Source organism: Spongiibacter nanhainus, from assembly GCF_016132545.1.
Classification (GTDB): Bacteria; Pseudomonadota; Gammaproteobacteria; order Pseudomonadales; family Spongiibacteraceae; genus Spongiibacter; species Spongiibacter nanhainus.
The window spans coordinates 3,776,584-3,800,233 of sequence record NZ_CP066167.1 but is presented as its reverse complement, the minus strand read 5'-3'; the positions used below and the strand labels follow the sequence as shown (position 1 = coordinate 3,800,233).

23 protein-coding genes and 1 other RNA gene are annotated in these 23,650 nt (G+C 59.7%); 17 read left to right on the top strand and 7 right to left on the bottom strand.

The window, feature by feature from the left end; all coding sequences use genetic code 11:
- Nucleotides 1-17: 17 nt before the first annotated feature.
- Entirely contained in the window at nucleotides 18-689 is a 672-nt protein-coding gene (gene rpiA, locus I6N98_RS17245; RefSeq protein ID WP_198569560.1) for a ribose-5-phosphate isomerase RpiA, read from the bottom strand.
- Between the two features lie 574 nt (nucleotides 690-1,263).
- On the opposite strand from rpiA, the gene I6N98_RS17240 reads away from it, so the two are divergent.
- The 4 genes from I6N98_RS17240 (at nucleotide 1,264) to ilvA (ending at nucleotide 6,588) form a co-directional block, all read left to right on the top strand.
- A complete protein-coding gene (locus tag I6N98_RS17240) occupies nucleotides 1,264-3,144 on the top strand; it encodes an ATP-binding protein (RefSeq protein WP_198569559.1) in 1,881 nt (626 codons plus the stop codon).
- Between the two features lie 5 nt (nucleotides 3,145-3,149).
- Nucleotides 3,150-4,133: a response regulator gene (locus I6N98_RS17235; RefSeq protein WP_232787393.1), complete on the top strand. Its 984-nt coding sequence runs from the start codon at nucleotides 3,150-3,152 to the stop codon at nucleotides 4,131-4,133.
- 23 nt (nucleotides 4,134-4,156) lie between these two features.
- Nucleotides 4,157-4,963, top strand: coding sequence for an energy transducer TonB (locus I6N98_RS17230; protein ID WP_198569557.1), 807 nt, complete (start codon nucleotides 4,157-4,159; stop codon nucleotides 4,961-4,963).
- A gap of 68 nt (nucleotides 4,964-5,031) precedes the next feature.
- On the top strand, nucleotides 5,032-6,588 hold the full coding sequence (ilvA, locus tag I6N98_RS17225; RefSeq protein ID WP_420497004.1) for a threonine ammonia-lyase, biosynthetic: 1,557 nt from the start codon (nucleotides 5,032-5,034) through the stop codon (nucleotides 6,586-6,588).
- 27 nt (nucleotides 6,589-6,615) lie between these two features.
- On the opposite strand, the gene I6N98_RS17220 is transcribed toward ilvA, so the two are convergent.
- The 4 genes from I6N98_RS17220 to I6N98_RS17205 all read right to left on the bottom strand — a co-directional run bounded on the left by I6N98_RS17220 (nucleotide 6,616) and on the right by I6N98_RS17205 (nucleotide 8,059).
- Entirely contained in the window at nucleotides 6,616-7,221 is a 606-nt protein-coding gene (locus I6N98_RS17220) for a 5-formyltetrahydrofolate cyclo-ligase (protein ID WP_198569555.1), read from the bottom strand.
- A gap of 62 nt (nucleotides 7,222-7,283) precedes the next feature.
- Nucleotides 7,284-7,463, bottom strand: a non-coding RNA gene (gene ssrS / locus I6N98_RS17215) — 6S RNA.
- Nucleotides 7,464-7,544: 81 nt separating this feature from the next.
- Nucleotides 7,545-7,847: a cell division protein ZapA gene (locus tag I6N98_RS17210; RefSeq protein WP_198569554.1), complete on the bottom strand. Its 303-nt coding sequence runs from the start codon at nucleotides 7,845-7,847 to the stop codon at nucleotides 7,545-7,547.
- 2 nt (nucleotides 7,848-7,849) lie between these two features.
- Nucleotides 7,850-8,059 (bottom strand): TIGR02449 family protein, encoded by a 210-nt coding sequence (locus I6N98_RS17205; RefSeq protein ID WP_198569553.1) that lies wholly within the window; start codon nucleotides 8,057-8,059, stop codon nucleotides 7,850-7,852.
- Nucleotides 8,060-8,185: 126 nt separating this feature from the next.
- On the opposite strand from I6N98_RS17205, the gene I6N98_RS17200 reads away from it, so the two are divergent.
- The 7 genes from I6N98_RS17200 (at nucleotide 8,186) to gcvH (ending at nucleotide 15,998) form a co-directional block, all read left to right on the top strand.
- Nucleotides 8,186-8,791: a UPF0149 family protein gene (locus I6N98_RS17200; protein ID WP_198569552.1), complete on the top strand. Its 606-nt coding sequence runs from the start codon at nucleotides 8,186-8,188 to the stop codon at nucleotides 8,789-8,791.
- A 61-nt stretch (nucleotides 8,792-8,852) separates the two neighbouring features.
- A complete protein-coding gene (gene pepP, locus I6N98_RS17195; protein WP_198569551.1) occupies nucleotides 8,853-10,172 on the top strand; it encodes a Xaa-Pro aminopeptidase in 1,320 nt (439 codons plus the stop codon).
- Entirely contained in the window at nucleotides 10,169-11,440 is a 1,272-nt protein-coding gene (gene ubiH / locus I6N98_RS17190) for a 2-octaprenyl-6-methoxyphenyl hydroxylase (RefSeq protein ID WP_198569550.1), read from the top strand. The genes pepP and ubiH overlap by 4 nt, the downstream gene beginning before the upstream one ends.
- A gap of 12 nt (nucleotides 11,441-11,452) precedes the next feature.
- A complete protein-coding gene (locus I6N98_RS17185; protein WP_337924599.1) occupies nucleotides 11,453-12,679 on the top strand; it encodes a UbiH/UbiF/VisC/COQ6 family ubiquinone biosynthesis hydroxylase in 1,227 nt (408 codons plus the stop codon).
- 126 nt (nucleotides 12,680-12,805) lie between these two features.
- Entirely contained in the window at nucleotides 12,806-13,867 is a 1,062-nt protein-coding gene (locus I6N98_RS17180) for an extracellular solute-binding protein (protein ID WP_198569548.1), read from the top strand.
- 5 nt (nucleotides 13,868-13,872) lie between these two features.
- A complete protein-coding gene (locus I6N98_RS17175; protein WP_232787392.1) occupies nucleotides 13,873-15,528 on the top strand; it encodes an ABC transporter permease in 1,656 nt (551 codons plus the stop codon).
- An 83-nt stretch (nucleotides 15,529-15,611) separates the two neighbouring features.
- The gene (gene gcvH, locus I6N98_RS17170) at nucleotides 15,612-15,998 is read left to right on the top strand and encodes a glycine cleavage system protein GcvH (RefSeq protein WP_198569547.1); all 387 of its coding nucleotides are present in this window, start codon (nucleotides 15,612-15,614) and stop codon (nucleotides 15,996-15,998) included.
- Between the two features lie 183 nt (nucleotides 15,999-16,181).
- Here gcvH and I6N98_RS17165 read toward each other — a convergent pair whose 3' ends face one another.
- Nucleotides 16,182-16,838, bottom strand: coding sequence for a histidinol-phosphatase (locus I6N98_RS17165; protein ID WP_232787391.1), 657 nt, complete (start codon nucleotides 16,836-16,838; stop codon nucleotides 16,182-16,184).
- A gap of 181 nt (nucleotides 16,839-17,019) precedes the next feature.
- Here I6N98_RS17165 and rppH point away from each other — a divergent pair, with 181 nt between their 5' ends.
- Nucleotides 17,020-17,544 carry an RNA pyrophosphohydrolase gene (gene rppH / locus I6N98_RS17160; protein ID WP_198569545.1) on the top strand — a complete coding sequence of 175 codons (525 nt, stop codon included), beginning with the start codon at nucleotides 17,020-17,022 and terminating at the stop codon, nucleotides 17,542-17,544.
- Nucleotides 17,544-19,811 carry a phosphoenolpyruvate--protein phosphotransferase gene (ptsP, locus tag I6N98_RS17155; protein ID WP_198569544.1) on the top strand — a complete coding sequence of 756 codons (2,268 nt, stop codon included), beginning with the start codon at nucleotides 17,544-17,546 and terminating at the stop codon, nucleotides 19,809-19,811. Before rppH ends, ptsP begins: the two co-directional genes overlap by 1 nt.
- A gap of 34 nt (nucleotides 19,812-19,845) precedes the next feature.
- Here the strand turns inward: ptsP and I6N98_RS17150 are convergent, their stop codons facing one another.
- A complete protein-coding gene (locus I6N98_RS17150; RefSeq protein ID WP_420496971.1) occupies nucleotides 19,846-20,574 on the bottom strand; it encodes an NRDE family protein in 729 nt (242 codons plus the stop codon).
- 64 nt (nucleotides 20,575-20,638) lie between these two features.
- Between I6N98_RS17150 and I6N98_RS17145 the strand changes: the two genes are divergently transcribed.
- From I6N98_RS17145 to I6N98_RS17130, 4 genes are read left to right on the top strand one after another with little or no spacing between them, the layout of a single operon-like run.
- A complete protein-coding gene (locus I6N98_RS17145; protein WP_198569542.1) occupies nucleotides 20,639-21,439 on the top strand; it encodes a sulfite exporter TauE/SafE family protein in 801 nt (266 codons plus the stop codon).
- A gap of 3 nt (nucleotides 21,440-21,442) precedes the next feature.
- Nucleotides 21,443-22,243: a prolipoprotein diacylglyceryl transferase gene (lgt, locus tag I6N98_RS17140; RefSeq protein WP_198569541.1), complete on the top strand. Its 801-nt coding sequence runs from the start codon at nucleotides 21,443-21,445 to the stop codon at nucleotides 22,241-22,243.
- A gap of 14 nt (nucleotides 22,244-22,257) precedes the next feature.
- Nucleotides 22,258-23,097 carry a thymidylate synthase gene (locus I6N98_RS17135; RefSeq protein ID WP_198569540.1) on the top strand — a complete coding sequence of 280 codons (840 nt, stop codon included), beginning with the start codon at nucleotides 22,258-22,260 and terminating at the stop codon, nucleotides 23,095-23,097.
- A gap of 31 nt (nucleotides 23,098-23,128) precedes the next feature.
- The gene (locus tag I6N98_RS17130) at nucleotides 23,129-23,641 is read left to right on the top strand and encodes a dihydrofolate reductase (RefSeq protein WP_198569539.1); all 513 of its coding nucleotides are present in this window, start codon (nucleotides 23,129-23,131) and stop codon (nucleotides 23,639-23,641) included.
- Nucleotides 23,642-23,650 lie beyond the last annotated feature (9 nt).

Below are 23,650 nucleotides of genomic sequence, written 5' to 3'. Positions count from 1 at the left end.
GACCTGCCGGGTGGCTCTTAGCGGGTCATTTCCTTTACCCCATCCGGCGTTCCCAGCAACAGCACATCGGCGGGCCGCAATGCGAACAGTCCGTTGGTGACCACGCCGGGGATGTTGTTCAGGGTTTCTTCGGTCTTCCTGGGTACGTCGATCATAAAGTCGTAGACATCAATGATGACGTTGCCATTGTCCGTGACAACCCCTTCCCGATATACCGGGTTGCCACCCAGCTTGACGACTTCCCGGCCCACCAGGCTGCGGGCCATGGGAATGACTTCGATGGGCAGCGGAAAGGCCCCCAGTCGGTCCACCAGCTTGCTCTCATCGGCGATACAGATGAACTCCTTGCTGGCGGCAGCGGCGATTTTTTCCCGGGTTAGTGCGGCGCCGCCGCCCTTGATTAGCTCCAGGTGGTGGTTGCTCTCATCGGCGCCATCCACATACACACCCAGAGTGCCGGCATTATTCAGCTCCAGCACCTCGATGCCGTGGCTTTTAAGGCGTTCTGCCGAGGCTTCCGAGCTGGCGACCGTGCCGCGGATATCGTTTTTGTAATCGGCCAATAAATCGATAAAAAAATTAGCGGTAGAGCCGGTGCCAATACCGATGATTTCACCGTCTGCTATGGCAGATTCCACCTTGCTGATGGCGGCTTGGGCGACAGCGCGTTTGAGTTCGTCTTGTGTCATAAAATCGAGATCGCAGGGATGAGTGAATAGAGGTCGATGAGGGCCAAAGTATAAAGTTCGACCTGACGCTTTGCGAGCTTTTGTCCACCTAGTCGCGACCTGCAGGAAGATGGCCGCGAGCTTGCCACAGACTTGCAAAAAGATTGGCAATGTTACAGATTATTTGCTACCGGCTCGACAATCTCTGTGCTTGGTCGTATTCTGACCAGTGCCCGACGGCTTTTGCCGGCGGCGCGTGGGCGCTACATGCACCAAATGTACTAAATGCAGAGAAACAGCGTCGCTAAATACTATGGATAAAAAAATAGCAGTATTAAAAGTCAGTTTTAAAAAAACTAAATAAAAACTTAGCCCCAATTTTCGATACCGACGGCAAATAAAAAATAGCAAATGCCCAAGCGCTAATGGGATATGTTCCGCTACCGCGGTGCAACCCCGGAACAAAGTAAAATAGACTAGCGCAGCGAGTTATCGAAACGGTTACCACCGAGACTCTTGCTTATCCATTGAGGTAAGCAATGAACGCATCCGGTGGCAGGCCGCACCCTGGGGCTGTGAGGGGTGAGGAGATACAATGAGTGATCTCGGTATGGTATCCGAGGGCGCCGCAATGGATGCGAACGCTACCACGCCGCCCGGCGATCAGACTGCTAAAAACGGGATGCACCGCGAAGGTGGCGGTGCTGCTAGCCGGGCTACTCCCAACAAGGGCAGTGGTCGCAGTGGTAAAGGACTGGTCTCGTTACCGCGGGTGATCGCGATGCTCGCCGTGGTACTGGCGCTGTCGCTACTGGCATTCCTGCTGTGGAAAACCCTACGCAATCCGCTGGAAACCGGCTTGCACATCGTGCGCCTCGAGCAGTTGGACACCGCGGCGAGTGCCGAGCTGTCCCTCAATGGTGCCTTGGTGGATGCCCGCCTCAATCTCGAGTCAGAGTCCCAGAATTTGAAGACCTCACGCAACCGCTTTGAAGCGGCATTGCGTGCGCTGCAGTCCGGGCAAGCTGGTGTGGCAGGGGTCAGCCCCGCGGTCGATAGTGCGCTGGCGGCATATCGCGACCAGGCTGAAGAAAAATTGACCCTGGTGGACCAGTACGCCGACGAGCAGCGGCGCCTGACGCTGCTGTTCTCGGCCATGCGCAGCGCCGCCGTGACCGCGCTCAATATCCCCGGCTTGTCCCGCTCGCCGCAAATGCAGGCAGATATTCGCGACTTGGTGCAAGGGGTAACCGCCTATGCTCTGCAGGCAGATCCGGTGGTGCGGGATCAGGTGCGGGGAATGGTGACCGAGATCGCCCTGGCAGCATCTGAGTTGGAAACTTCGGAAAGCCGGGCGCAAATTGACGAGCTGCTCAATACCTCTGACAGCCTGATGTTTACTCGGGACGCAGCCCAAACTGTCATTGAAGATATTGACGAGGTGGCAACAGGCCCCGCCTTGAATCAGCTGTATTCCAGCTATAATAGCCATTTTTCCGCGCTGCAGAATACCGCCCGTCAGTACCGCCAAACTCTGGCTGTATTTGCTGCGGCACTGCTGTTGGCCTTTGGTGTTATCGCACTGCGTTTGCGCAGCAGCTTCTCCACCCTGGATGAGTTGAACGCCGAGCTGCAGGAAGCCAACACCAACCTGGAGGGCGTGGTTGCCGAGCGCACCCAGGACCTGCGCCAGGCCCTGGACGACCTGCGTATGCAGCAGGCGCAACTGATCCAGTCGGAGAAAATGGCCTCGCTGGGTCAAATGGTGGCGGGCGTCGCCCACGAAATTAATACGCCGCTAGGCTATGCCTCCAGCAATGTCGAGATTGTCCGTGAATCCCTCAAGATGATGGAAGAGGGTGTCGACGCCGAGTCCCGGGAAGAGTTCGATATGCTGCTCGGCGATGCCCAGTACGGCCTGGAGCAGATCGGCGAGCTGGTTATGGGGCTGAAGAATTTCAGCCGCGTCGACCGCTCTCAAACCGAGCTGTTTGATCTCAATGAGGGCCTCGATACTTCCCTGAAAATTTGCCAGAACAACCTGAAAGACCGGGTGCAAATTGAAAAACACTACGGTGAACTCCCGGACATTCGCTGCGCCCCCTCCCAGCTCAACCAGGTATTCCTCAACTTAATCAACAACGCTGCCCAGGCCATTGATGGCCCCGGGACGATCACTCTGAGTACCCGGCAGGTTGATGACCACGTCGAAGTCTCAGTTCGCGATACCGGCAGCGGTATGGACGCGGAAACCCGCGATCACATTTTTGAACCTTTCTTTACGACCAAGCCGGTAGGAGAAGGCACCGGTCTGGGCTTGTCCATTGTGTTCCGCATTATCGAGGATCACGGTGGTGAAATTTCCGTCGAGTCGGAGCCCGGACAGGGCACCGAGTTCACTGTTCGGCTGCCGATTGAATCTGCACAACAAAGTGCATCGGTGGTGGTTGAGTCCGACCCCGTGGTTGGGGCTTAAGGAGCATGATGATGACAGCAGAATCCAATGCCGATCGCGCGCGCGTCTTATTTGTCGATGACGAGCCGCGCATTCTCATCGCAATGAAGGCCTTGTTCCGCAACACTTACGAGGTGTTCACCGCCAATTCCGGCGATGCCGCTCTGGACATTTTGCGGGACAACGACGTGGACGTCGTGGTCAGCGATCAGCGCATGCCACAAATGACCGGCGTGGAGTTTTTGCGCAGCGCCAAGCGCCTGCGGCCCCGAGCCATCCGGGTATTGCTAACGGGCTACTCAGACTTAAGCGCCATTCTCGATGCCATTAACGACGGCGAGATATTCCGCTATATCAACAAGCCCTGGGCCAATGCCGATTTGCGGGCCACCATTGCCGATGCGGTTAAGGCCTCGGAAGTGGATTGCGAGCCCGAACTGGTCGACGACGAGGTGGGCACAGAGGCGGAAGCGGGCAGTTCAGAGGCAGCCTCCCAGCCCGCCGCCGAAGCCCAAACAGGTGGCCCGGGTGTATTGGTCTTGGACGACGACGAGCCCACCCGCACGGCTTTACATCGGGTGCTAAGCCAGGAGCGCGCTGTATACACCGCGCAGAATCTGGACCAAGCCCTGGATATTCTGGAGCGACAGTCTGTGGGGGTCCTGGTCACCGACCTGACCGTAGATGGCGACAATGTCAGCACGCTGCTTCAGGCGCTGCGGCAGCATCACCCCTCGCTGGTGGCGATTGTGCTTTCCGCTCACGCCGATGCTGGCCAAAGCATTGAATTGATCAATCACGGGCAGATTTATCGCTTCCTCAACAAGCCAGTCGGTGAGGGTTTGCTGCGGGGCAGTATCAACCTCGCCATGCGTCGGCACGAGGTGCTGCTGCGCAATCCTCAACAAACCCTGCGCCTGGTTGCTGAAAATACTGCACCACCGCCGCCGGAAAAAGATAAGCGCGGTGTCTTTAAGCGCATCGGTCGTCTGTTCGGGCTCACCGCCTAGAGCTTGATAACAGGAGGACATTCATGAGCCAAAGTGCCGCGGTCAACACAGAACAAAAATCGGGAATCGCGCAATCTGCGGAAGGGGTGGTCGCCATCGCCCTGTTTGCGGTGTGTGCCACAGCGGGATTGGCGGCCTGGCTGCTGTCGGGAGGCGATGCCGACAGCAGCGCACCGCCAGCAGCGGTGGTCGAGGTTAGCGCCGGCCTGGAGGCGGGTGGCCAAGAGGACGATGAGCTGGCGGTGCTGAGCGATTGGCAGCAGCGAATCGACAGTGAGTTTGATCAGCGCGATCAGGCCCGCCGTCAGCAGGCGCAATCCCAAGCTATGCAGCAGCAGGCTGAGGCGCTGGCGGCTGCTCAGGCGGCGGCCAATGCCGCCCAGGAAGCAGCGGCTGCCGCAGAAGCCCGGGCTCGCGCGGCCGAGCGCGAACGGCAGCGGGCTCTGGAAGAGGCGCGCCGCCAACAGCAGGTTGCCGAGGCGGAGGCTGAGTCAGAGCCCACCCCTCAGCAGCCCTCAGCGCCAGCTCGCGGGGCTCAGGTGGCCGCAGCTGAACGGGTGCCTGCCGCGATCGATTGGGAATCCTGCCGGCGACCGGTCTATCCCCAGGCGGCGGTACGCTTCCGTCAGGAGGGCACGGTGATTCTCGCGTTCAATGTCGATGCCCAGGGCAATGTGGAAGAGGGTTCGGTGAAGGAAAGCAGCGGCTATCAACGTTTGGATAACGCCGCCTTACAGGCCCTCAGTCGTTGTAAGTTTGAGCCCGAGCGTGTGGCAGGCAGGGCGCGAGCCTCCTCTGCCGAAGTGCGTTTTGCCTGGCGGCTGAATTAAGCCGCTTCGCGCCCCATCCCCCCGCAGGGCTGCGTTTAGCAGCCATAGCCTGTAGACTTGCGCCCTTACTGCTTACGCCCACAGCTGCCGGGAGTGCGCCCTCTACCATGCCGCAAAGCTATATCAAGAAAATACTGGATGCCCGTGTCTACGATGTGGCGATCGAATCGCCGGTGGACCCTGCGCCCCAGTTGTCCCGCCGTTTAAACAACAATGTCCTGCTCAAGCGGGAGGATCTGCAACCGGTTTTTTCCTTCAAACTGCGCGGTGCCTACAACAAGATGATGCACCTGACCGAGGAGGAGCGTCGCAAAGGCGTGATCGCCGCATCGGCAGGGAATCACGCTCAGGGCCTGGCGCTTTCCGCCACTAAACTGGGTGTAAAAGCGACCATCGTGATGCCCCGAACCACTCCACAGATTAAGGTGGATGCGGTACGCGCCCGGGGCGGCAAGGTGGTACTGCAGGGCGATACTTACGACGAGGCCTCCAACTACGCCAAGAAGCTGGTACAAGAAAAGGGCATGGTGTACGTCCACCCCTACGACGATCCAGAGGTGATAGCTGGGCAGGGTACAGTGGGTATGGAGATTCTGCGCCAGGTCCACGGCCCCTTGGATGCGGTATTTGTGCCGGTCGGTGGCGGCGGTCTGGCAGCCGGCGTCGCGGCGTACATCAAATTTGTACGCCCGGAAGTGAAGGTCATTGCGGTAGAGCCGGAAGACGCCGCGTGCCTGAAGTTGGCCATGGAAAAGCAGCGGCGGGCCCGTCTGCCGGAGGTGGGCATTTTTGCCGATGGCGTCGCCGTGGCGCAGATCGGTAAAGAGACCTTCCGAGTGCTGCGCAAAACCATCGACGATGTAATTACCGCCAACACCGATGAAATCTGCGCCGCCATCAAAGACATCTTTGACGACACCCGCTCTATCGCCGAGCCGGCAGGTGCCTTGGCTCTGGCGGGCCTGAAGAAATACGTCGAGCGGGAGGGCTGCGAAGGTAAAACTCTGCTGGCCATCGACAGCGGCGCCAACACCAACTTTGACCGCCTGCGCTATATCTCTGAGCGCACCGAGATTGGCGAACAGCGTGAAGCGATTCTCAGCGTGACCATTCCCGAGCGCCCCGGCAGTTTTAAGAAGTTTTGCAATGCCCTGGGCAAGCGCAATATCACTGAGTTCAACTACCGCTACGGCGACGACCAGGACGCGCAGATTTTTGTGGGGGTGTCGGTCAGACAAGGTGGCGAGGATCGCCGCGAGCTGGTGTCGTCATTGGAGGGTATGGGCTATCCAGTGCTGGATATGACCGACAACGAAATGGCCAAACTCCATATCCGTCATCTGGTAGGGGGGCACCGGCCCGCCTCGGTGGAGCACGAGCTGCTGTATCGCTTTGAGTTTCCCGAGCGCCCTGGCGCGTTGATGAACTTCCTGACCAAGCTGGGCAATCGCTGGAATATCTCCCTGTTCCACTACCGCAACCACGGCGCCGCCTACGGCCGGGTGTTGGTGGCATTGCAGGCTGATCCAACACAGCGCAAAGACCTGGAAAGTTTTCTCGACAAGCTCGCCTACCCCTATCACGAAGAGAGCGAGAACCCCGCCTACAAGCTGTTTTTGAGCTAGGCTCTTTGGGGCCTATCGCAGTGTTGCCTATAGGCGCGAGGTCCAAATCACGCCCTGCTCGGTGATGATGGCGTCCAGCGGGATGTCCCAATCGTCGCCGGGAATGCGCTCTACCTCTTGGCAGCTGTGGGCGAGGCCCACCAGAGCGGGATTGCGCCGACCGTTGCGGCGGCGCTTGTAGGCAAAGGCGCGGTCGTAGAAGCCTCCCCCCATCCCCAACCGACTGCCGCGGCGATCAAAGCCCACCAGCGGCAGCAATACCAAATCCAAGCTGTGCGGCGCGCGGGCGGGCAATCGTCGCGAGCCGGGCTCGTCAATACCGAAGCGGTTTCGGCCCAGATGTTGCCGCAGGCGGTAGCGATGAAAGGCCATGCTGACGGTGTCGCGCCGGGCGTGAATGACAGGTAGGTAGAGCTGTTTTTGGCTGCGGGCAATGCGGCGCAATATCACTTCGGTGGAGAGCTCGCCATCGTTGGCGAGGTAGGCGGCGATATGGCGGGCCTGCCGAAACACTGGCAGGCGCTGTAAATGCCGCATGGCTTGGAAAGCAGCGTGTTGCTGTTGCCCGGCGCTGAGGGATTGGCGTTGCTCCCGCAGGTGGCGGCGAAGCTGTTGTTTTTGCTGACGATTCATGAGCGACAGTATAGCTTGCTGCTGCGCATGGAAAAGTCATGAAGTGAACAGGAGGGGAAGATAAAAGCCCCAAAGTACCGCCGGTCGCACGGCCCTTGAACCCATTGGTTCAAGGTGGAGTTTTCCGCGAAATTTTTAGGCTTTCCGTCGAGCGGACATGCACACCAATTTCGGCTGGATCGCTCCTGGTTTTTAAGCATCGGCTCAGGGGTCTAGCAACCTAGCGAATACTTCAGGGTGTAGCCCATTATAACGATTGTGCCGGCGGGGTCATAGGGTGCTTCACCGTATTGACATTGCCGAGTGCGCTGCGCCCAGGCTTGCTAGTTGATCTCCAGCTGACGGCAGCGGTGCAGGGTTTCCTCAATTTTGTCGTTAATGCGCTTCACGGCGGCGTTTTCGCTGTCGCTGGAGGTACCCGCCTGCTGTAACTGAATCAGTTCATAGCAGATGTTGAGGGCGGCCATCACTGCAATACGCTCCAGGCCGATGACCTTACCGGAGGTGCGAATGCCCCGCATCTGCTTGTCCAAATGGTGGGCCGCCTGTAGCAGACCCTGTTGTTCATCGGGTGGGCAGGCGACTTGATATTCTTTGTCGAGAATTTTGACGACGACGGTATCCATGCTTACGAATCCTTTTCCAGAGTGCGCAGCCGTTGGATCATCGCTTCAACCTTGGCCCGCGCGGTATCGGTTTTCTCGATCAACTGTTCCCGCTCCGAGCGCCAGTTTTGCGCATCGGCTTTCAGTTCTCGGTTTTCCCGGTCCAGTTGATCGCAGAGTTCGATCAGCTCATCGATTTTTCGTTCCAGGCTGCGAAGCTGTCGCTCGTCCATTTTAGGGTTCCCTGTCTCTGCCGGGCAGGCGTAAAAGTTCGACCAATAGTAGATTGGCGCGATTGCAGCGGTCAATGTTCGAATTTGCTACCATTCGCGCTTGTTTTGTTCAATATGCCGAGTGCTATGTCCCAAGCCCTAAAACACGATGATCTGGCCGACCTGTTTTTGCACATCGGGGCTCTGCAGCCGCCGGCGGAGCTGCACGGCTACGCCACTGGCTATATCGCGGTGGGCGGCCGAGCGACACTGTCGTCCTGGTTGGATCAGTGTGCCGAGTTACTGGATATCGACAAGCCCAACCCGGAGCTCGGTGAGCCCCTTTTTGCCATTTATCAGTCGGCCCTGACGCAATTGCAGGCCGGCGACATGGGCCTGAGCTTATTGCTGCCCGGGGATGAGTTTGAGCTGGAGGCTCGCATTGCCAGCTTGGGGCAGTGGTGCCAGGGTTTTCTGACCGGCTTTGCCATGGCTGCCAAAATGAGCGGCGGGTCGTTAGCCGATGCCTCCGACGACCTTAAAGAGGCCCTCAACGACCTGGCCGCCATCGCGCAAATCTCGGCGGATCAACCCGATGCCGAGGAGGGCGAGCAAGACTTTTTTGAAGTCTGTGAGTATGTGCGGGTGGTGGCAATGACCATTTACGCCGAGTGCCATGAGGCAGATGAGGCGAGCACGGCGAATCCGACCAACGGTGATCAGGGCCCTCCCGCCGGTCATCGGCTACATTGATCAGCGGCGTACTCCAGGGCCTGTGATAAGCTGGTTTCCTCAACCAAGGTGCGACTAATTGATGACTATTACCAAGCAGGAATTTGCCCGCCGTCGCAAAAACCTGATGGGCATGATGGAGCCCGACAGTATTGCCATTGTGCCCTCTGCCAAAATGCAGATTCGCAGCCGGGATTCGGAATATGCGTTTCGACAGGATAGCGACTTCTTTTACCTGAGCGGTTTTGATGAACCCGATGCGGTACTGGTTTTGCTGCCAGGGCGCGAGGCCGGCGAGTATGTGCTGTTCTGTCAGGATCGGGACCCGGCCATGGAGCTGTGGACAGGCTATCGCGCCGGCCCGGAGGGGGCCTGCCAGCACTACGGCGCCGACGACGCCTTTCCCATCAGCGATATTGACGACATTCTGCCTGGGCTGATTGAAGGCCGGGAGCGGGTCTACTACGCCATGGGGCGCCACGCTGAGTTCGATCAGCAGGTGATGCACTGGGTCAACGTGATTCGCTCCAAGGTGCGCAGTGGTGCGCATCCCCCCGGTGAGTTTCTCGACCTCGATCACTTCCTCCACGATATGCGCCTGTTTAAAAGTGCCGCCGAGCTGCGCATTATGAAAGAAGCCGGCGAAATTTCTGCCCGCGCCCACACCCGCGCCATGCGCTTTTGTCGGCCCGGTGTCTACGAGTACCAGCTTGAGGCGGAAATTCAGCACGAGTTTGCCATGGCGGGGGCTCGCTTCCCCGCCTATAGCTCGATCGTGGGCAGCGGTAAAAACGGCTGCATTTTGCACTACGTAGAGAACAGCGATCAGGTTAAGGATGGCGATTTGGTGCTTATCGACGCCGGTTGCGAATACCAGCACTACGCGGCGGATATCACCCGTACTTTCCCCGCCAACGGTCGTTTCAGTGGCGAGCAGCGGGCGTTGTACGAGGTGGTTCTGGCGGCGCAGCAGGCGGCCTTTGACACTATCCGCGTCGATAACCACTGGAACGCCCCCCACGAGGCGACGGTGCAGGTGATCACCGAGGGGCTGGTGGCCCTGGGGCTGCTCAAAGGTGATGTTAACGAACTGATCGAGAAAGAGGCCTATCGGCCCTTCTACATGCACCGAGCGGGACACTGGTTGGGCATGGACGTGCACGATGTGGGCGACTACAAGATCGGTGGCAACTGGCGGGTGCTGGAAGAGAATATGGTAATGACGGTGGAGCCCGGCATTTATGTGGCCCCGGATAACAGCGATGTCGATCCGCGGTGGCGAGGCATTGGCATTCGCATTGAAGACGACGTCGCGGTGACTAAGGCCGGCTGTGACATTCTTACCGCCGATGTGGTGAAGAATATCGATGACGTCGAAGCGCTGATGGCGGAGAACGCTTGAATACGTCCTACGACATTGTTATTGCCGGCGGCGGCATGGTAGGGATCAGCCTGGCGCTGAGTCTTCACCACCACAGTCGCGGCCAGCTGAAGGTGGCGGTGGTGGAGTCCTTTCCGCTGCCGCCGGTGGGGGCGGCGCCCGAATACCGTCCCAGTTTTGATGCCCGCTCCACAGCCCTGTCCTATGGCAGTGCCGAGATTTATCGCCAGCTCGGGGTATGGTCAACGCTGTCTCAGTACGCCTGCGACATTCGCCGCATTCATGTGTCTGATCGAGGCCATTTTGGCAGTGCCGAAATGACCGCAGCCAGTCAGGGCTGGCCGGCGCTGGGGCACGTGGTGGAAAACGCCTGGCTGGGCAGCGTGCTGTTGGACCGACTGCGCCGGGACAGCAACGTTGAAATGATTGCGCCTGCAGCGGTTAGCGAGGTTGAGATTCGCGACGGTGCTGCGGTGGTGACTGTAGCTGATAAAGCCACTGACGAATCCCGCACTGTTGAGGCCAAACTGCTGGTGGTGGCCGATGGCGCTGACTCAGGTCTGCGCCAAAAACTGGGTATTCACGGACTGGAAGACGATTACCACCAAGTGGCCTACATTGCCAATATCGCCACCGAGCGGCCCCATGAGGGCTGTGCTTTCGAGCGCTTTACCGCCGATGGCCCGCTGGCAATGTTACCGCTGCTGCCGGATCAGCAGCAGCGCTCCCGCTCGGCCCTGGTGTGGACTTTCCCCGCCGATGAGGCAGCGGCGGTGGCGGACTGGCCGGACGAGAGCTTCCTGGAGAATCTGCAGGCCCGCTTTGGCTATCGCCTGGGGCGCCTTGTGGAAGTGGGCCGGCGCGCCAGCTATCCGCTGCGACTGGTGCGGGCAGAAGAGCAAATTCGCCGCCGGGTGGCGGTGATGGGCAATGCCGCTCATTCCCTGCACCCAGTGGCGGGGCAGGGCTTTAACCTGGCCCTGCGGGATGCCGATTGTCTGGCGGAGCTGCTGGCCGCTGCTCAGACTCGCGGGCAGGATATCGGCGAGCTGACAGTGTTGCAGTCATACTTGCAGCGACAGGGTCGGGACCAGTGGCTGACCACCGCCTTTTCAGATCGGGTGACCCGCTTGTTCAGCAATCGTCAGCCGCTGTTGAGTGTGGCCCGCAACCTGGGGCTGTTGGGCCTGGATATGGCGCCGCCGCTGAAGTCCCGCTTTGTGGCTCAGGCGGCGGGCATGGCGGCGGCCGGCGGAGCGCCGCCCGGCAGATCGCCGCGAGCGGAGTAGAACAGGATGCAAATGGCCGAAGAACAAGTCTGCGATGTGCTGATTGTGGGTGGTGGTCTGGCCGGCGGCGCCCTGGCCCTGGCCCTGGCGGACAGCTCCCTGCGGGTCGCGGTGGTGGAGGCCCAGCCCTTTCCTGAGCAATTGCCGCCGCTGGGTGAAAGCGTTGCCGATTACGACCCCAGAGTTAGCGCGCTGACCGAGGCCTCCCGGCGCTTTTTAGACAGCCTCGGAGTGTGGCGGGATATTGTCGCCCAGCGTGCTTGTGCCTACCGGGAGATGTCAGTGTGGGATGCCGAGGGCACCGGAGAGATTCATTTTGATGCGGCGGACGTGGGCCGGCCTTGCCTGGGCCACATTGTCGAAAACCGCATCATTACCACCAGTCTGTTGCACCGCCTGCGGCAGCGAGGCGGTGTGCAGTGTATTTTCGGTGTGCAGGCCGAGTCACTGGAGAATTGCGGTGATAGCGCCGTGCTGCAACTAGCGGATGGTCGCCGCCTGCGGGCCGCACTGGTGGTGGCCGCCGATGGCGCCAACTCCCGGGTGCGGCAATGGGCCGGTTTTCACACCCGGGAGTGGGATTACAAACACTGGGCCATAGCCACCACGGTGGAGACCTCTCAATCCCATCGCGATACCGCTTGGCAGCGGTTTTTGCCGGAGGGCCCACTGGCCTTTTTGCCGTTGGCGGACGCCGAGGGTAGCGGCACCTTTAGCTCCATTGTCTGGTCGGCTACGCCGGCGCTGGCGGAATCGTTGATGGCGCAACCTGACGATGAGTTTTGCACATCCTTGGGCCGCCATTTTGAGCACCGATTGGGCGAGGTGGTGGCCACTGGCAAGCGTTTTAGCTTCCCGCTGCGCCAGCGCCACGCAGTGGATTATTTCCGGGGTTCGGTGGTGCTGATCGGCGATGCGGCCCACAGTATTCACCCCCTGGCTGGCCAGGGAATCAACCTGGGCTTTGCCGATGCCCAGGCCCTGGCCGAAGAGCTGTTGCGAGGTCGCGAGCGACAGTTGTCGGCTGGCGATCGCGGTGTGTTGGCCCGCTATCAGCGCCGCCGCAAAGGCGATAACCTGGCGATGATGGCGGCAATGGAGGGCTTTCAGAATTTGTTTGGCAGCTCGCTGCCGCCGCTGCGCTTGATCCGCAATATTGGTATGTCCTGGCTGGATGGGGCAGCGCCCCTAAAACGGCGGATTGTCAGCCGGGCCATGGGTATCGAGGCCGGTGTTTGAGGTCGAGTCGTAAAGCTGGGTGGTCAGGTTCCGCCGCTGTTCTAACGCTTGTTTCTATTCTCGCGCTTGCTCTATAATTGATAATTATTATCATTGTTCTTTTGGCCTTGGGAGTACCGATTCGTCATGCGAGGTCTGCATCGCTATCTATTGATTTTGTTTTCCGCTTTAGCACTGGTTGCCTGTGGGAAGCCAAGCGGCGAGGCGGAGGAGAGTGCCGCCGCTGAGCCCGTCGAAACCACCGAACTGGTAGTGTACAGCTCCCGGATCGAACAGTTGATCAAGCCTATTTTTGACCACTACACGGCGCAGACCGGTGTGCAGTTCCGCTATGTCACCGATTCCGCTGGGCCTTTGCTGGCGCGTTTAAAAGCCGAAGGGGAAAACTCCCCGGCCGATGTGCTGATCACCGTGGACGCGGGCAACTTGTGGCAGGCTGCTCAGATGGGGGTGTTGGCGCCGCTGCAATCTGAGGTACTGAACAACAATATTCCCGCCCACTTGCGGGATGAGGAGGGGCGCTGGTTTGGCTTGTCGATTCGGGCCCGCAGCATCGTTTACGCCAGTGAGCGGGTCGACCCCAGCGAGCTGTCCAGCTATGAGGCGCTGGCGGATGACAAGTGGAGCGGCCGCCTGTGTCTGCGCACCTCCAAAAAAGTCTACAACCAGTCCCTGGTGGCCACCATGATTGTGGCCCACGGTGAGGCCAAGACCGAAGAGATCGTTAAGGGCTGGGTGAAAAACCTGGCGGTACCGCCCTTTGCCAGTGATAACAAGGTGATCGAGGCCATTGAGGCGGGCCAGTGCGATGTCGGCTTGGTGAACACCTACTATCTGGCCCGTAAAAAAGTCGAAAACCCCGGCCTGCCGGTCAACCTGTTCTGGGCTAACCAGAGTGGCGAGGCACCATTGAATCGCGGTGTGCATGTCAATATCTCCGGTGCGGGTGCAACCGCTGCCAGCGATAATCAGGCTGAGGTCAAAGCGCTGCTGGAGTGGTTGTCTGGCCCCGAGGCCCAGTACGACGTGGCCGAACTGAATCAGGAATTTCCGGTCAATCCCGCCTCAAAACCCTCATCGCTGATTGCATCTTGGGGCGACTTCAAAGCAGATTCGGTGCCGGTCAGTGAGGCCGGTCGCCTGCAGGCTGATGCCATTCGTCTGATGGACCGGGCGGGATACCGATAAACTCCGTGACGGACTCCGCTGTGCTCGCCCACCCGGCGCCACGCTGGGGCGCTCGTGCTGGCCTGGATCGCCGGGCCGGGCTGTTCGCTCTGGGCGGCCTGGCGGTATTTGGTGTGCTGGTGCCGGTCGCTGTGGTGGTGCTGAGCTGGTTGTCGCCGGAGACCGAGATTTGGCGCCACCTGGCCGCCACCCAGCTGCCCCGGCTGCTGCGCAACACCGCCGTGCTGGTGGTGGGGGTGGGGATGTCGGTGACCCTGTTGGGGGTCAGTCTGGCATGGTGTGTGGTGATGTACCGCTTTCCCGGCCGGGCAGCCTTTGAATGGCTGCTGATGCTACCGCTGGCGGTGCCGGCCTATGTGATGGCCTTTGTGTTACTGGGGGTGTTTGACTTCGGCGGCCCACTGCAAAGTGCGCTGCGCAGTGCCTTTGGCACGGCCTGGGGCAGTGTCGATGTAAGAGGCGATATCAGTGTCGTGCTGGTGTTTTCGCTGGTGCTCTATCCCTACGTTTATATGCTGGCGCGCAGTGCCTTTCTGTCCCAGAGTAGCGAAACTCTGGAAGTGGCCCGGGCGCTTGGCTGCAGCCATCGCCAAACTTTCTTTCGGGTGGCCCTGCCCATGGCCCGGCCCGCCATTGTTGCCGGGGTCAGTCTGGCTTTGATGGAGACTCTGGCGGACTTTGGCGCGGTAGCCATCTTTAACTTTGATACTTTTACTACCGCTATCTATAAATCCTGGTTTGGTTTTTTTAATTTGCAGGCCGCCGCTCAGTTAGCGTCGCTGTTGCTCCTTATTGTTGCTCTGACCCTGGTGGCGGAGCGCCGCTCCCGGGGCGGTCGCCAGTTCGTTCAAGGTCAGCGACTTCAACACCGCCAACGCCTGGATTTGGGGACTAAGCGAGCCTGGGCGGTGTCGGCCTACTGTGCCGTGGTACTGGCCCTGGCCTTCTTGTTACCGGTGCTGCAATTGCTGTTATGGGCCTGGGGCGAGGGCGCCGCACAGCTCTCTGAGCGTTTCTTTGGGCTGGTGGAACACTCCTTGACCCTGGCTGGCCTGGGGGCGCTGCTGACCACCGCAGTGGCGCTGGTGCTGGCGTTTTGCCGTCGGCTCGCCCGCCGCGGTCGGGGCGTATTTGCTCTGGCGCAGTTGGGCTACGCCCTACCGGGCTCGGTACTGGCGGTGGGGATCATGTTGTCTTTCACCTTTTTGGACCGACAGCTGTTGATTCCACTGCAGGGCTGGCTGGGTTTGGAGCCCAAGCCGCTGTTGGTGGGCTCCATCGCCACCCTGCTGGCGGCCTACTGGATTCGTTTTCTGGCGGTAGCCGGTGGACCGCTTGAGTCAGCGCTGGAACGGATACGACCCAGTCTGCCAGAGGCGGCGACCTCTTTGGGCGCGCGGCCAGCCGAGAGGTTGTGGCGGATTTACCTGCCCATGCTGCGGCCCGGGCTGCTGACCGCCATGGTGTTGGTTTTTGTCGACGTGATGAAGGAAATGCCCGCCACTTTACTGCTGCGCCCCTTTGGTTGGGACACCCTGGCAGTGCGTATCTTTGAGATGACGGCTGAGGGCCAGTGGCAACTGGCGGCGCTGCCCTCGGTGACTCTGGTGTTGGTGGGCCTGGTACCGGTGGTGGTGGCCATTCGGCGCAGCGCCCGTTAACTGGCGGTTTCGGTATCGCCCCATCCCGGGGTAAAATGCCGGCAGTTTACTCACCTTATTATCGATTCTTTGAGGACGGCGCCATGAGCAATACCCCCAGCGAACTGAAATACGCCAGCAGCCACGAATGGGCCCGGCTGGAGGAAGACGGCACCGTGACCGTGGGGATTACCGACCACGCCCAGGGTGAGTTGGGCGACGTGGTCTTTGTTGAGCTGCCGGAAGTGGGCACCGAAGTGGCCGTCGGCGAGGAAGTGGCTGTGGTGGAATCTGTTAAAGCCGCCTCCGATATCTATTCGCCCGTGTCCGGCGAGATCATTGCTGTTAACGAGGCTCTGGATGAGAGCCCGGAAACCGTTAACGAGTACCCCTATAGTGACGGTTGGTTTTTCCAGGTGCGGCCAACTGATACCAGTGAGCTGGACAAGCTGCTCAGCGCGGAAGACTACGACGCCGAGTGCGGTGGTTAACGATAGCTGGGGTGGCGAGCTGGTACCGCAGGTCAAATTTGGGGGTGCGCATGACCTTTATGTTGCATCGGCGCTGAATTCGGGATGGGCGCGGTGTACATGAAAAGCGATGTACACCCTACGGTGCGGTATTTGTAGGGCGTACATAAGGCCGTGTTTACTCTGTGGGATGTCTAAACAACATCAATCCCGCAGACTGAGAATGGGCCACCCCGCCTGCTCCGCATGGTGGCGCAAGGTGTCGTCGGGGTCCACGGCGACGGGCTTATCCACCCATTTCAGTAAGGGCAAGTCGTTGTGGGAGTCGCTGTAAAAGTAGGCGCCCGGCAGAGTCTCGCCGCTTTCCTGCAACCACACTTTGAGACGCTCGATTTTTCCTTCCTGAAAACAGGGGGTGCCACTGGGGACGCCGGTGTAGTGGCCGTCGACCATCTCGGCGTCACTGGCCAAAAGGTTGTCGATGCCTAGAGAGTCGGCGATGGGCCCGGTAATAAAGCGATTGGTGGCGGTGATAATCAGCAGGGTGTCCCCGGCGGCGCGATGCTGCTCAATCAGTGCCTCGGCTTTGGGGAGCCGCAGAGGTGCAATATAGTCGGCCATAAATTCCCGGTGCAGAGCCGCCAATTGCTCCGGACGGCGTCCGGCCAGCGGCGCCAGGGCAAAGCGCAGGTAGGCGTCGATATCCAGGCCTCCCTGCTGATATTGACGATAAAACTCGTCATTCTGCGCTCGGTACTCATCGGCGCTGACCAGGCCCTTTTTTACGGCAAATTCGCCCCAGGCGTAGTCGCTGTCGCCCCCCAGCAGTGTATTATCCAAGTCGAATATGGCCAGCGTCACAGCGTGTCCCCAGTAATGAGTGATGGGTGATAAACGAGCGGGCATGATAGCGAGGCCGTTCGGGCAATGCACCTGCTTTGCTTTTAGGCATTGACAATAGAGGGTAGATCGCTGAATTCTCAGGGTGGCGAATTTATGGAACAATACCGGAACTAGAAGAAATAAAGGGAATGGTGGACAAGTGATTGATTCGGATGGTTTTAGGCCCAATGTAGGCATCGTGCTAGCCAATGAAGTCGGCCAGGTGCTATGGGCCCGCCGTGTCAATCAAAACGCCTGGCAGTTCCCCCAGGGCGGTATTAACGACGGCGAGACACCGGAGCAGGCCCTCTATCGTGAGCTCTATGAAGAGGTCGGGCTGCGGGAAGGCGATGTGGATGTGCTCGCCTGTACTCGGGGTTGGCTGCGCTACCGCCTGCCCCAGCGCCTGATTCGCAAGGGCAACAAGCCGCTGTGTATCGGCCAAAAGCAAAAGTGGTTTTTGCTGCGCATGCTCAGTAGCGACGATCGGGTTCAGTTTAACTGCGGCCACAAGCCGGAATTCGACCACTGGCAATGGGTGAGTTACTGGTACCCGCTGGGCCAGGTGGTGTCATTTAAGCGTGAGGTTTACCGCCGGGCACTCAAGGAGCTGTCGCCCCGACACGCGCGCCTGGTGCGGGACGTCGGCGAGGGTGCCTCTCTCAGCTTGGGAGTGCCGGGTTGATGTTGTCAGCACTGCGGGGCATTGTTCAGGCAGTCAACGCCGCGCCCACACTGCAGGCCGCGCTGGATATTATCGTCTCCCGTGTTGCCGAGGTGATGGGGACCGAGGTGTGTACGGTTTACCTCCGGGATCCCGACACTGGGCGACTTATTTTTATGGCCAACCAAGGTCTGAACCCCGATTTGATCGGCAAGGTTAGCCTCGGTGTCGATGAGGGGCTGGTAGGGCAGGTAGCCCGGCGGGAAGAGCCCCTAAACCTCGAGCACGCTGAAAAGCACCCTAACTTTTTCTATCTGCCGGGCATCGGTGAAGACGCCTACCACTCCTTTTTGGGCGCCCCCATCATTCATCAGCGCAATGTGCTGGGTGTGTTGGTTGTGCAACAGAAAGACAGCCGCCGCTTCGATGAAGAAGAAGAGGCCTTCCTGGTTACCATGTCGGCGCAGTTGGCTGGCGTGATTGCCCACGCCCGGGCCACGGGGTCGATTGCCCCGGCCCAGGATTCGGTGGTGGCCTCAGCCACCTTCAAAGGGATCGCCGGTGCACCGGGGGTGGGCATTGGTCGGGCGGTGGTGATGGTGCCAGCCACGGAGCTAAGCTCCGTGCCCCGCCGCCACAGTGACGACACCGAAGGCGAGTTGGCGGCCTTCAGCTCGGCGCTGGAGTCGGTTCGCAACGATATTCGCAGCCTCAGTGACAAGCTGGTGGACCAGCTGTCCCCCGAGGAGTTGGCGCTATTCGATGTCTATCTGCGCATCCTTGATGACGGCGTGTGGCTGTCGGAGGTGGAGGAAAAAATCCGCGCCGGCGAGTGGGCCCAGGGTGCCCTCAGCCAGGTTGTCAGCAGCCATATTCATACCTTCGAAACCATGGAGGATGACTATTTCAAGGACCGCGCCACCGACATCAAAGATTTGGGCAGGCGGGTATTGAGTTACCTTCAGGCCAGCCACTCCGAGCCCACTGTCTACCCGGACAATACCGTGTTGGTGGGAGAGGAACTCACCGCGTCGATGTTGGGTGAAGTGCCCCGGGAAAAACTGGCGGGGATGGTCTCGGTGCGGGGCTCAAGCAACTCCCATGTGGCGATATTGGCCCGGGCGATGTCGATACCCACGGTGATGGGGGCCAGTGACCTGCCCTACACCCAGATAGAGCACGCCGACTTGATTGTCGATGGTTACAGCGGGGCGGTGCACTACAACCCCACCCCGGAAGTCTATGAACACTTTAAACTGCTGTCCGAGGAGGACCAGGCGCTTACCCAGGGGCTGGAAGCGTTGCGGGACTTGGCCAGCGAAACCCTGGATGGCCACCGCATGCCGCTGTGGGTTAACACCGGTCTGATGGCGGATGTGGCGCGCTCACTGGATCGCGGCGCCGAAGGGGTGGGCTTGTACCGCACCGAGGTGCCCTTTTTGCTGCGGGAGCGCTTTCCCAGTGAGGAAGAGCAGCGCATGGTCTATCGCGAGCAGCTGCTGGCCTTCGCGCCGCTGCCGGTGACCATGCGGACCCTGGATGTGGGCGGCGACAAGGCCTTGCCCTATTTCCCCATCGAAGAGGAAAACCCTTTTCTGGGCTGGCGTGGCATTAGGGTGACCCTGGACCATCCGGAAATATTTTTGGTGCAGGTTCGCGCCATGTTCAAGGCCAGTGAAGGCTTGGACAACTTGCGTATTATGCTGCCGATGATCAGCAATGTGCAGGAGGTCGACGAGGCTTTGGAGCTGATCAAACGGGCCTACGATGAGTTGGTGGAAGATGGTTGGGATATCCACTGGCCGCCTATTGGGGTCATGGTGGAAGTGCCGGCGGCGGTCTATCAGGCCCGCCAGTTGGCCCAGCGAGTGGATTTTCTGTCGGTGGGGTCCAACGATCTGACTCAGTACTTGCTGGCGGTAGATCGCAATAATACCCGCGTCGCCGACCTCTACCACGCCTACCACCCGGCGGTGCTCAACTGCCTGAAAATTGTGGTGGATGCCGGTCACGCGGAAGGCAAGTCAGTGGGGATCTGCGGCGAACTGGCCGGCGATCCCTTGGCGGCGCCGCTGCTAATGGCGATGGGTTACGACATGCTGTCAATGAATGACAACAACTTACTGAGAGTCAAAGCGGTCATTCGCAGCAGCCAATACAGCGATTTGCCGGCGTTATTGGATCAGGCTATGAATGCAGACACTGCCGACGAGGTGCAGGTGTTGCTGCGCCGCGCCCTGGCCGATGCCGGCATGGAGCGCCTGCTGCCACCGGCCGCTACCAGCTGAGCGCGCACTCCGGCTGAGCCCCTTCTCGGGCTTGTCAGTCGATCAAAAAGTACTGGGGTGGCTGCTCTGCGCGGCCGTTGCGGTAATTTTGTTCCCACACTTCCATACGGCCCTCGACGCTCCGCTGTACGATAGTGCTGCAGCGGGTGCCGTAGTCCGGGCTGCGGACAAAGCGGCAGGATATCGCTTGCTGCAGGTCGTCGCCGTTGGGATCGGTAATCGTGTCGTCGCCGAGAAAGGCCAGTAGAGCGCGGTGGTCGTGGTGATGCTCTTCCACCGCGGCAAAGTCCCGCAGCCCCTTTTCCGCCTTGGGGTAGGGGTGGTGCTGGGGCAGGTTGCCAAGCACATGGTAGCCGGGGTCGAGCTGTTGCCAGCCGGGTGTTGTGTTGTCGGTGCGCAGCAGTTGCTCGCCGTCGCTGGCGATGAAGTTAAAGGGCCGATAGTGCGTTTTGCTTTGCTCCAAGTGGTCGAAAAAATGCTGGGGCGGTGCGTCGCTCAATAAAAAATCCCGGACCAGTTGCCCGCGGCTCTGTTCACCGTCAGAGACGATATTGCGCAAGTTGGTCACCGCAGCAAAGCGCCCCCTGCGGCTGACGCCCAGCCAGCTGCCACCGTACTCCATATCCCGTCCCGCCAGAATTTCAGGGTGCTCATCCCAAAAATGGGCAGCCTGGGTGGGCCGTGCGTAGAACTCATCACGATTGGCTGCAACCACCAGCGGATAGCGTGGGTGAATCTGCCAAGACAATACTATTAAACACATGCAAAACGGTTGTATGTCGGAATCGGGCCGCCATAATAGCAGCTTTGCTGATTGCGACGTGCCAATGCTGATTCTGATTTATCCTGCGGTGGGTGCCCTGGCCGGCCTGGCAGCGGGGCTGTTTGGCATCGGCGGTGGCCTCATTATTGTCCCGGTGCTGGTGTTCTCCTTTGCCCTGCAGGGCGTGTCCGAGGCGGTGGCGGTCCATCTGGCGGTGGGCACATCGCTAACCTGTATCGTGGTGTCGTCGATCAGTTCGGTGCGGGCGCATCACGCCTTGGGCAATGTCGATTGGCGTCTGTGGCGTTATTTGGCACCGGGCATTGCGGCCGGTGTTGTCGTCGGGGTCAATGTGGCTGCGGCTTTACCGGGCAGCGTGATGAAGGTGGTGTTCGGGGTGTTTGCCCTGATCATGGCCGGGCAGATGATGCTGGGCTCCCGAGGTGAAGCTGCCGAGCGGGCGTCGAGGTTGCCGGGGCCGTTTGGATTGAGTGGCGTCGGCGCGCTGATTGGTGGTTTGTCGGCGCTGTTTGGTATTGGTGGTGGCTCGTTGACGGTGCCTTTTCTAAGCATTTGCGGGCAGCGTATGCAGGTTGCTGTGGCCACCGCTGCGGCCTGTGGCCTGCCTATCGCCGTGGTCGGCGCGCTGGGCAACATCGTGGTTGGCTGGGGGCATGCGGATTTGCCCGCCATGGCGACTGGCTATGTTTATTGGCCGGCATTTTTGGGCGTGGCGGTGATGAGTATCCCCTTTGCCAAGGTGGGCGCGCGCCTGGCGCAGCGCCTGTCTTCCGCTTACCTTACTCGGGCCTTTGCCAGTTTTCTGTTGGTAGTGGGCACATACTTTTTATACGGAGCTCTGTGACGCATGTTGACGCACCCCAATATTGATCCAGTGGCCGTGCAGTTGGGGCCGCTGGCGGTGCACTGGTATGGCTTGATGTACCTGGCGGGCTTTGCGGCGGCCTGGTATCTGGGGCGGCGGCGCTGCCGCCAGCCTTGGAGTCCCCTCAAGGAAGAGCAAGTAGAAGATTTGATCTTCTACGGGGCGATGGGGGTGATCCTGGGTGGCCGCTTCGGCTATGTGGTGTTTTACAACTTCCCCCAGTTTGTCGACGATCCGCTGTGGCTGTTTAGAGTGTGGGAAGGGGGCATGGCCTTCCACGGCGGCTTGCTCGGTGTGATCTTGGCGCTGACCCTGTTTGCCCGCAAGATCAAGGTGTCGGTGTTCGCTATCTGGGATTTTGTTGCGCCGTTGGTACCCATTGGTTTGGGGCTGGGCCGGCTGGGCAATTTTATCGGCCAGGAATTGTGGGGGCGTCCCACCGACGCTGCAGTGGGGATGATATTCCCCAATGACCCCAGTCAGTTGCCGCGCCATCCGTCGCAGTTGTACCAGTTTGCGCTGGAGGGTGTGCTGCTTTTTGCCATTCTCTATTGGTACACACGCAAGCCGCGCCCCCGGCTGGCTCCGGGCGCGTTGTTTCTCGTATGCTACGGCCTGTTCCGTTTTGTGGTGGAGTTCTATCGTCAGCCGGACAGCCATATTGGCTTCGACGCCTTTGGTTGGTTGACCCGGGGGCAGCTGCTGTCGTTGCCGATGATTGCGGTTGGCCTGGCGGTGATGGTGTACGCTTACCGCCGCGATGCGCATCTGTCTAAGAATTAATCAGAGGTGTCTTGATGCAGCAGTACTTGGATTTAATGCGGGATGTGCGGGACAACGGTGTCGACAAGGCCGACCGTACCGGGGTGGGAACCCGCTCGGTGTTTGGCCGGCAGTTGCGCTTTGATCTGAATGCCGGTTTCCCGCTGCTGACCACCAAAAAAGTGCATTTGCGCAGCATTATTTATGAATTGCTTTGGTTTCTGAAGGGCTCCTGCGATAACACCTGGCTGCAGGAGCGCGGTGTCAGCATTTGGGATGAATGGGCGCTGGAAGACGGCGACCTGGGGCCGATATACGGCAAGCAGTGGCGCAGCTGGGCGTGTCCGGACGGTTCTACCATCGACCAGATCAGTGAGGTTATCGACATGATTCGGCGCAAGCCGGACTCCCGGCGTCTGTTGGTAAGCGCCTGGAACCCCGCCGAACTCCCCGATGAGACTATCTCACCCCAGGACAATGTGCGGCGGGGGCGGGCTGCCTTGCCCCCCTGCCATACCCTGTTTCAGTTTTACGTGGCCGAGGGCAAGTTGTCTTGCCAGCTCTACCAACGCAGCGCTGATCTGTTCCTCGGTGTTCCTTTCAACATTGCCAGTTATTCGCTGCTGACCCATATGGTGGCTCAGCAGTGCGATCTGGGAGTGGGGGACTTTGTCCATACCTTTGGCGATTGTCACCTGTATTTGAATCACCTTACCGACGATATTGTCGAGGAGCAGCTGCGGCGAAGCCCCAAACCCCAGCCCACCTTGATGATTCATCGTCGGCCGGACTCAATATTTGATTACCAGTTTGAGGATTTTGAGGTGGTGGACTATCACCCCGATCCCGTAATCAAGGCGCCCATAGCGGTGTAGGCCCCGCCGTCGAAACAACAGGAGATTCGGGTTGACCATTAAGATATCCCATATCGTGGCGATGAACGCCGACCGAGTGATTGGTGTAGACAACCAGTTGCCCTGGCGCCTGCCTGCGGATCTGAAGCGCTTCAAGGCGCTGACCATGGGCAAGCCCATTGTAATGGGCCGCAAAACCTGGGATTCCATTGGTCGGCCGCTGCCCGGTCGGGACAATATTGTGGTGACCCGGCAGGCGGAATTTCATCCCGAGGGCGCCCACGTGGCTGGATCTCCCGCTGAGGGCCTGGAGCTAGCAAGGTCGCTGGCGGCTGGTCGAGGTGTCGACGAAGTCTTTGTTATCGGCGGTGAAATGCTGTATCGGGAAACCCTCGATGCATGCGATCGCATCTATATGACTGAGGTGGATGTCGCCGTAGAGGGGGACGCCTGGTACCCCCAGCTCGACCCCTCTCGCTGGCGGGAAGCTGAGCGGGAGTGTTACCCCGGTAACGCCGAACAGGCGCCGCCATACTGCTATGTGTTATTGCTGGCAAATTCCTGAAGCAGCCAA

Bases quoted from the DNA above. Each gene is read 5' to 3' on its own strand.
- rpiA (WP_198569560.1), bottom strand. From the start codon at position 689: ATGACACAAGACGAACTCAAACGCGCTGTCGCCCAAGCCGCCATCAGC.
- I6N98_RS17240 (WP_198569559.1), top strand. From the start codon at position 1,264: ATGAGTGATCTCGGTATGGTATCCGAGGGCGCCGCAATGGATGCGAAC.
- I6N98_RS17235 (WP_232787393.1), top strand. From the start codon at position 3,150: ATGATGATGACAGCAGAATCCAATGCCGATCGCGCGCGCGTCTTATTT.
- I6N98_RS17230 (WP_198569557.1), top strand. From the start codon at position 4,157: ATGAGCCAAAGTGCCGCGGTCAACACAGAACAAAAATCGGGAATCGCG.
- I6N98_RS17220 (WP_198569555.1), bottom strand. From the start codon at position 7,221: ATGAATCGTCAGCAAAAACAACAGCTTCGCCGCCACCTGCGGGAGCAA.
- I6N98_RS17210 (WP_198569554.1), bottom strand. From the start codon at position 7,847: ATGGATACCGTCGTCGTCAAAATTCTCGACAAAGAATATCAAGTCGCC.
- I6N98_RS17205 (WP_198569553.1), bottom strand. From the start codon at position 8,059: ATGGACGAGCGACAGCTTCGCAGCCTGGAACGAAAAATCGATGAGCTG.
- I6N98_RS17200 (WP_198569552.1), top strand. From the start codon at position 8,186: ATGTCCCAAGCCCTAAAACACGATGATCTGGCCGACCTGTTTTTGCAC.
- pepP (WP_198569551.1), top strand. From the start codon at position 8,853: ATGACTATTACCAAGCAGGAATTTGCCCGCCGTCGCAAAAACCTGATG.
- I6N98_RS17185 (WP_337924599.1), top strand. From the start codon at position 11,453: ATGGCCGAAGAACAAGTCTGCGATGTGCTGATTGTGGGTGGTGGTCTG.
- I6N98_RS17180 (WP_198569548.1), top strand. From the start codon at position 12,806: ATGCGAGGTCTGCATCGCTATCTATTGATTTTGTTTTCCGCTTTAGCA.
- gcvH (WP_198569547.1), top strand. From the start codon at position 15,612: ATGAGCAATACCCCCAGCGAACTGAAATACGCCAGCAGCCACGAATGG.
- ptsP (WP_198569544.1), top strand. From the start codon at position 17,544: ATGTTGTCAGCACTGCGGGGCATTGTTCAGGCAGTCAACGCCGCGCCC.
- I6N98_RS17150 (WP_420496971.1), bottom strand. From the start codon at position 20,574: ATGTGTTTAATAGTATTGTCTTGGCAGATTCACCCACGCTATCCGCTG.
- I6N98_RS17145 (WP_198569542.1), top strand. From the start codon at position 20,639: ATGCTGATTCTGATTTATCCTGCGGTGGGTGCCCTGGCCGGCCTGGCA.
- lgt (WP_198569541.1), top strand. From the start codon at position 21,443: ATGTTGACGCACCCCAATATTGATCCAGTGGCCGTGCAGTTGGGGCCG.
- I6N98_RS17135 (WP_198569540.1), top strand. From the start codon at position 22,258: ATGCAGCAGTACTTGGATTTAATGCGGGATGTGCGGGACAACGGTGTC.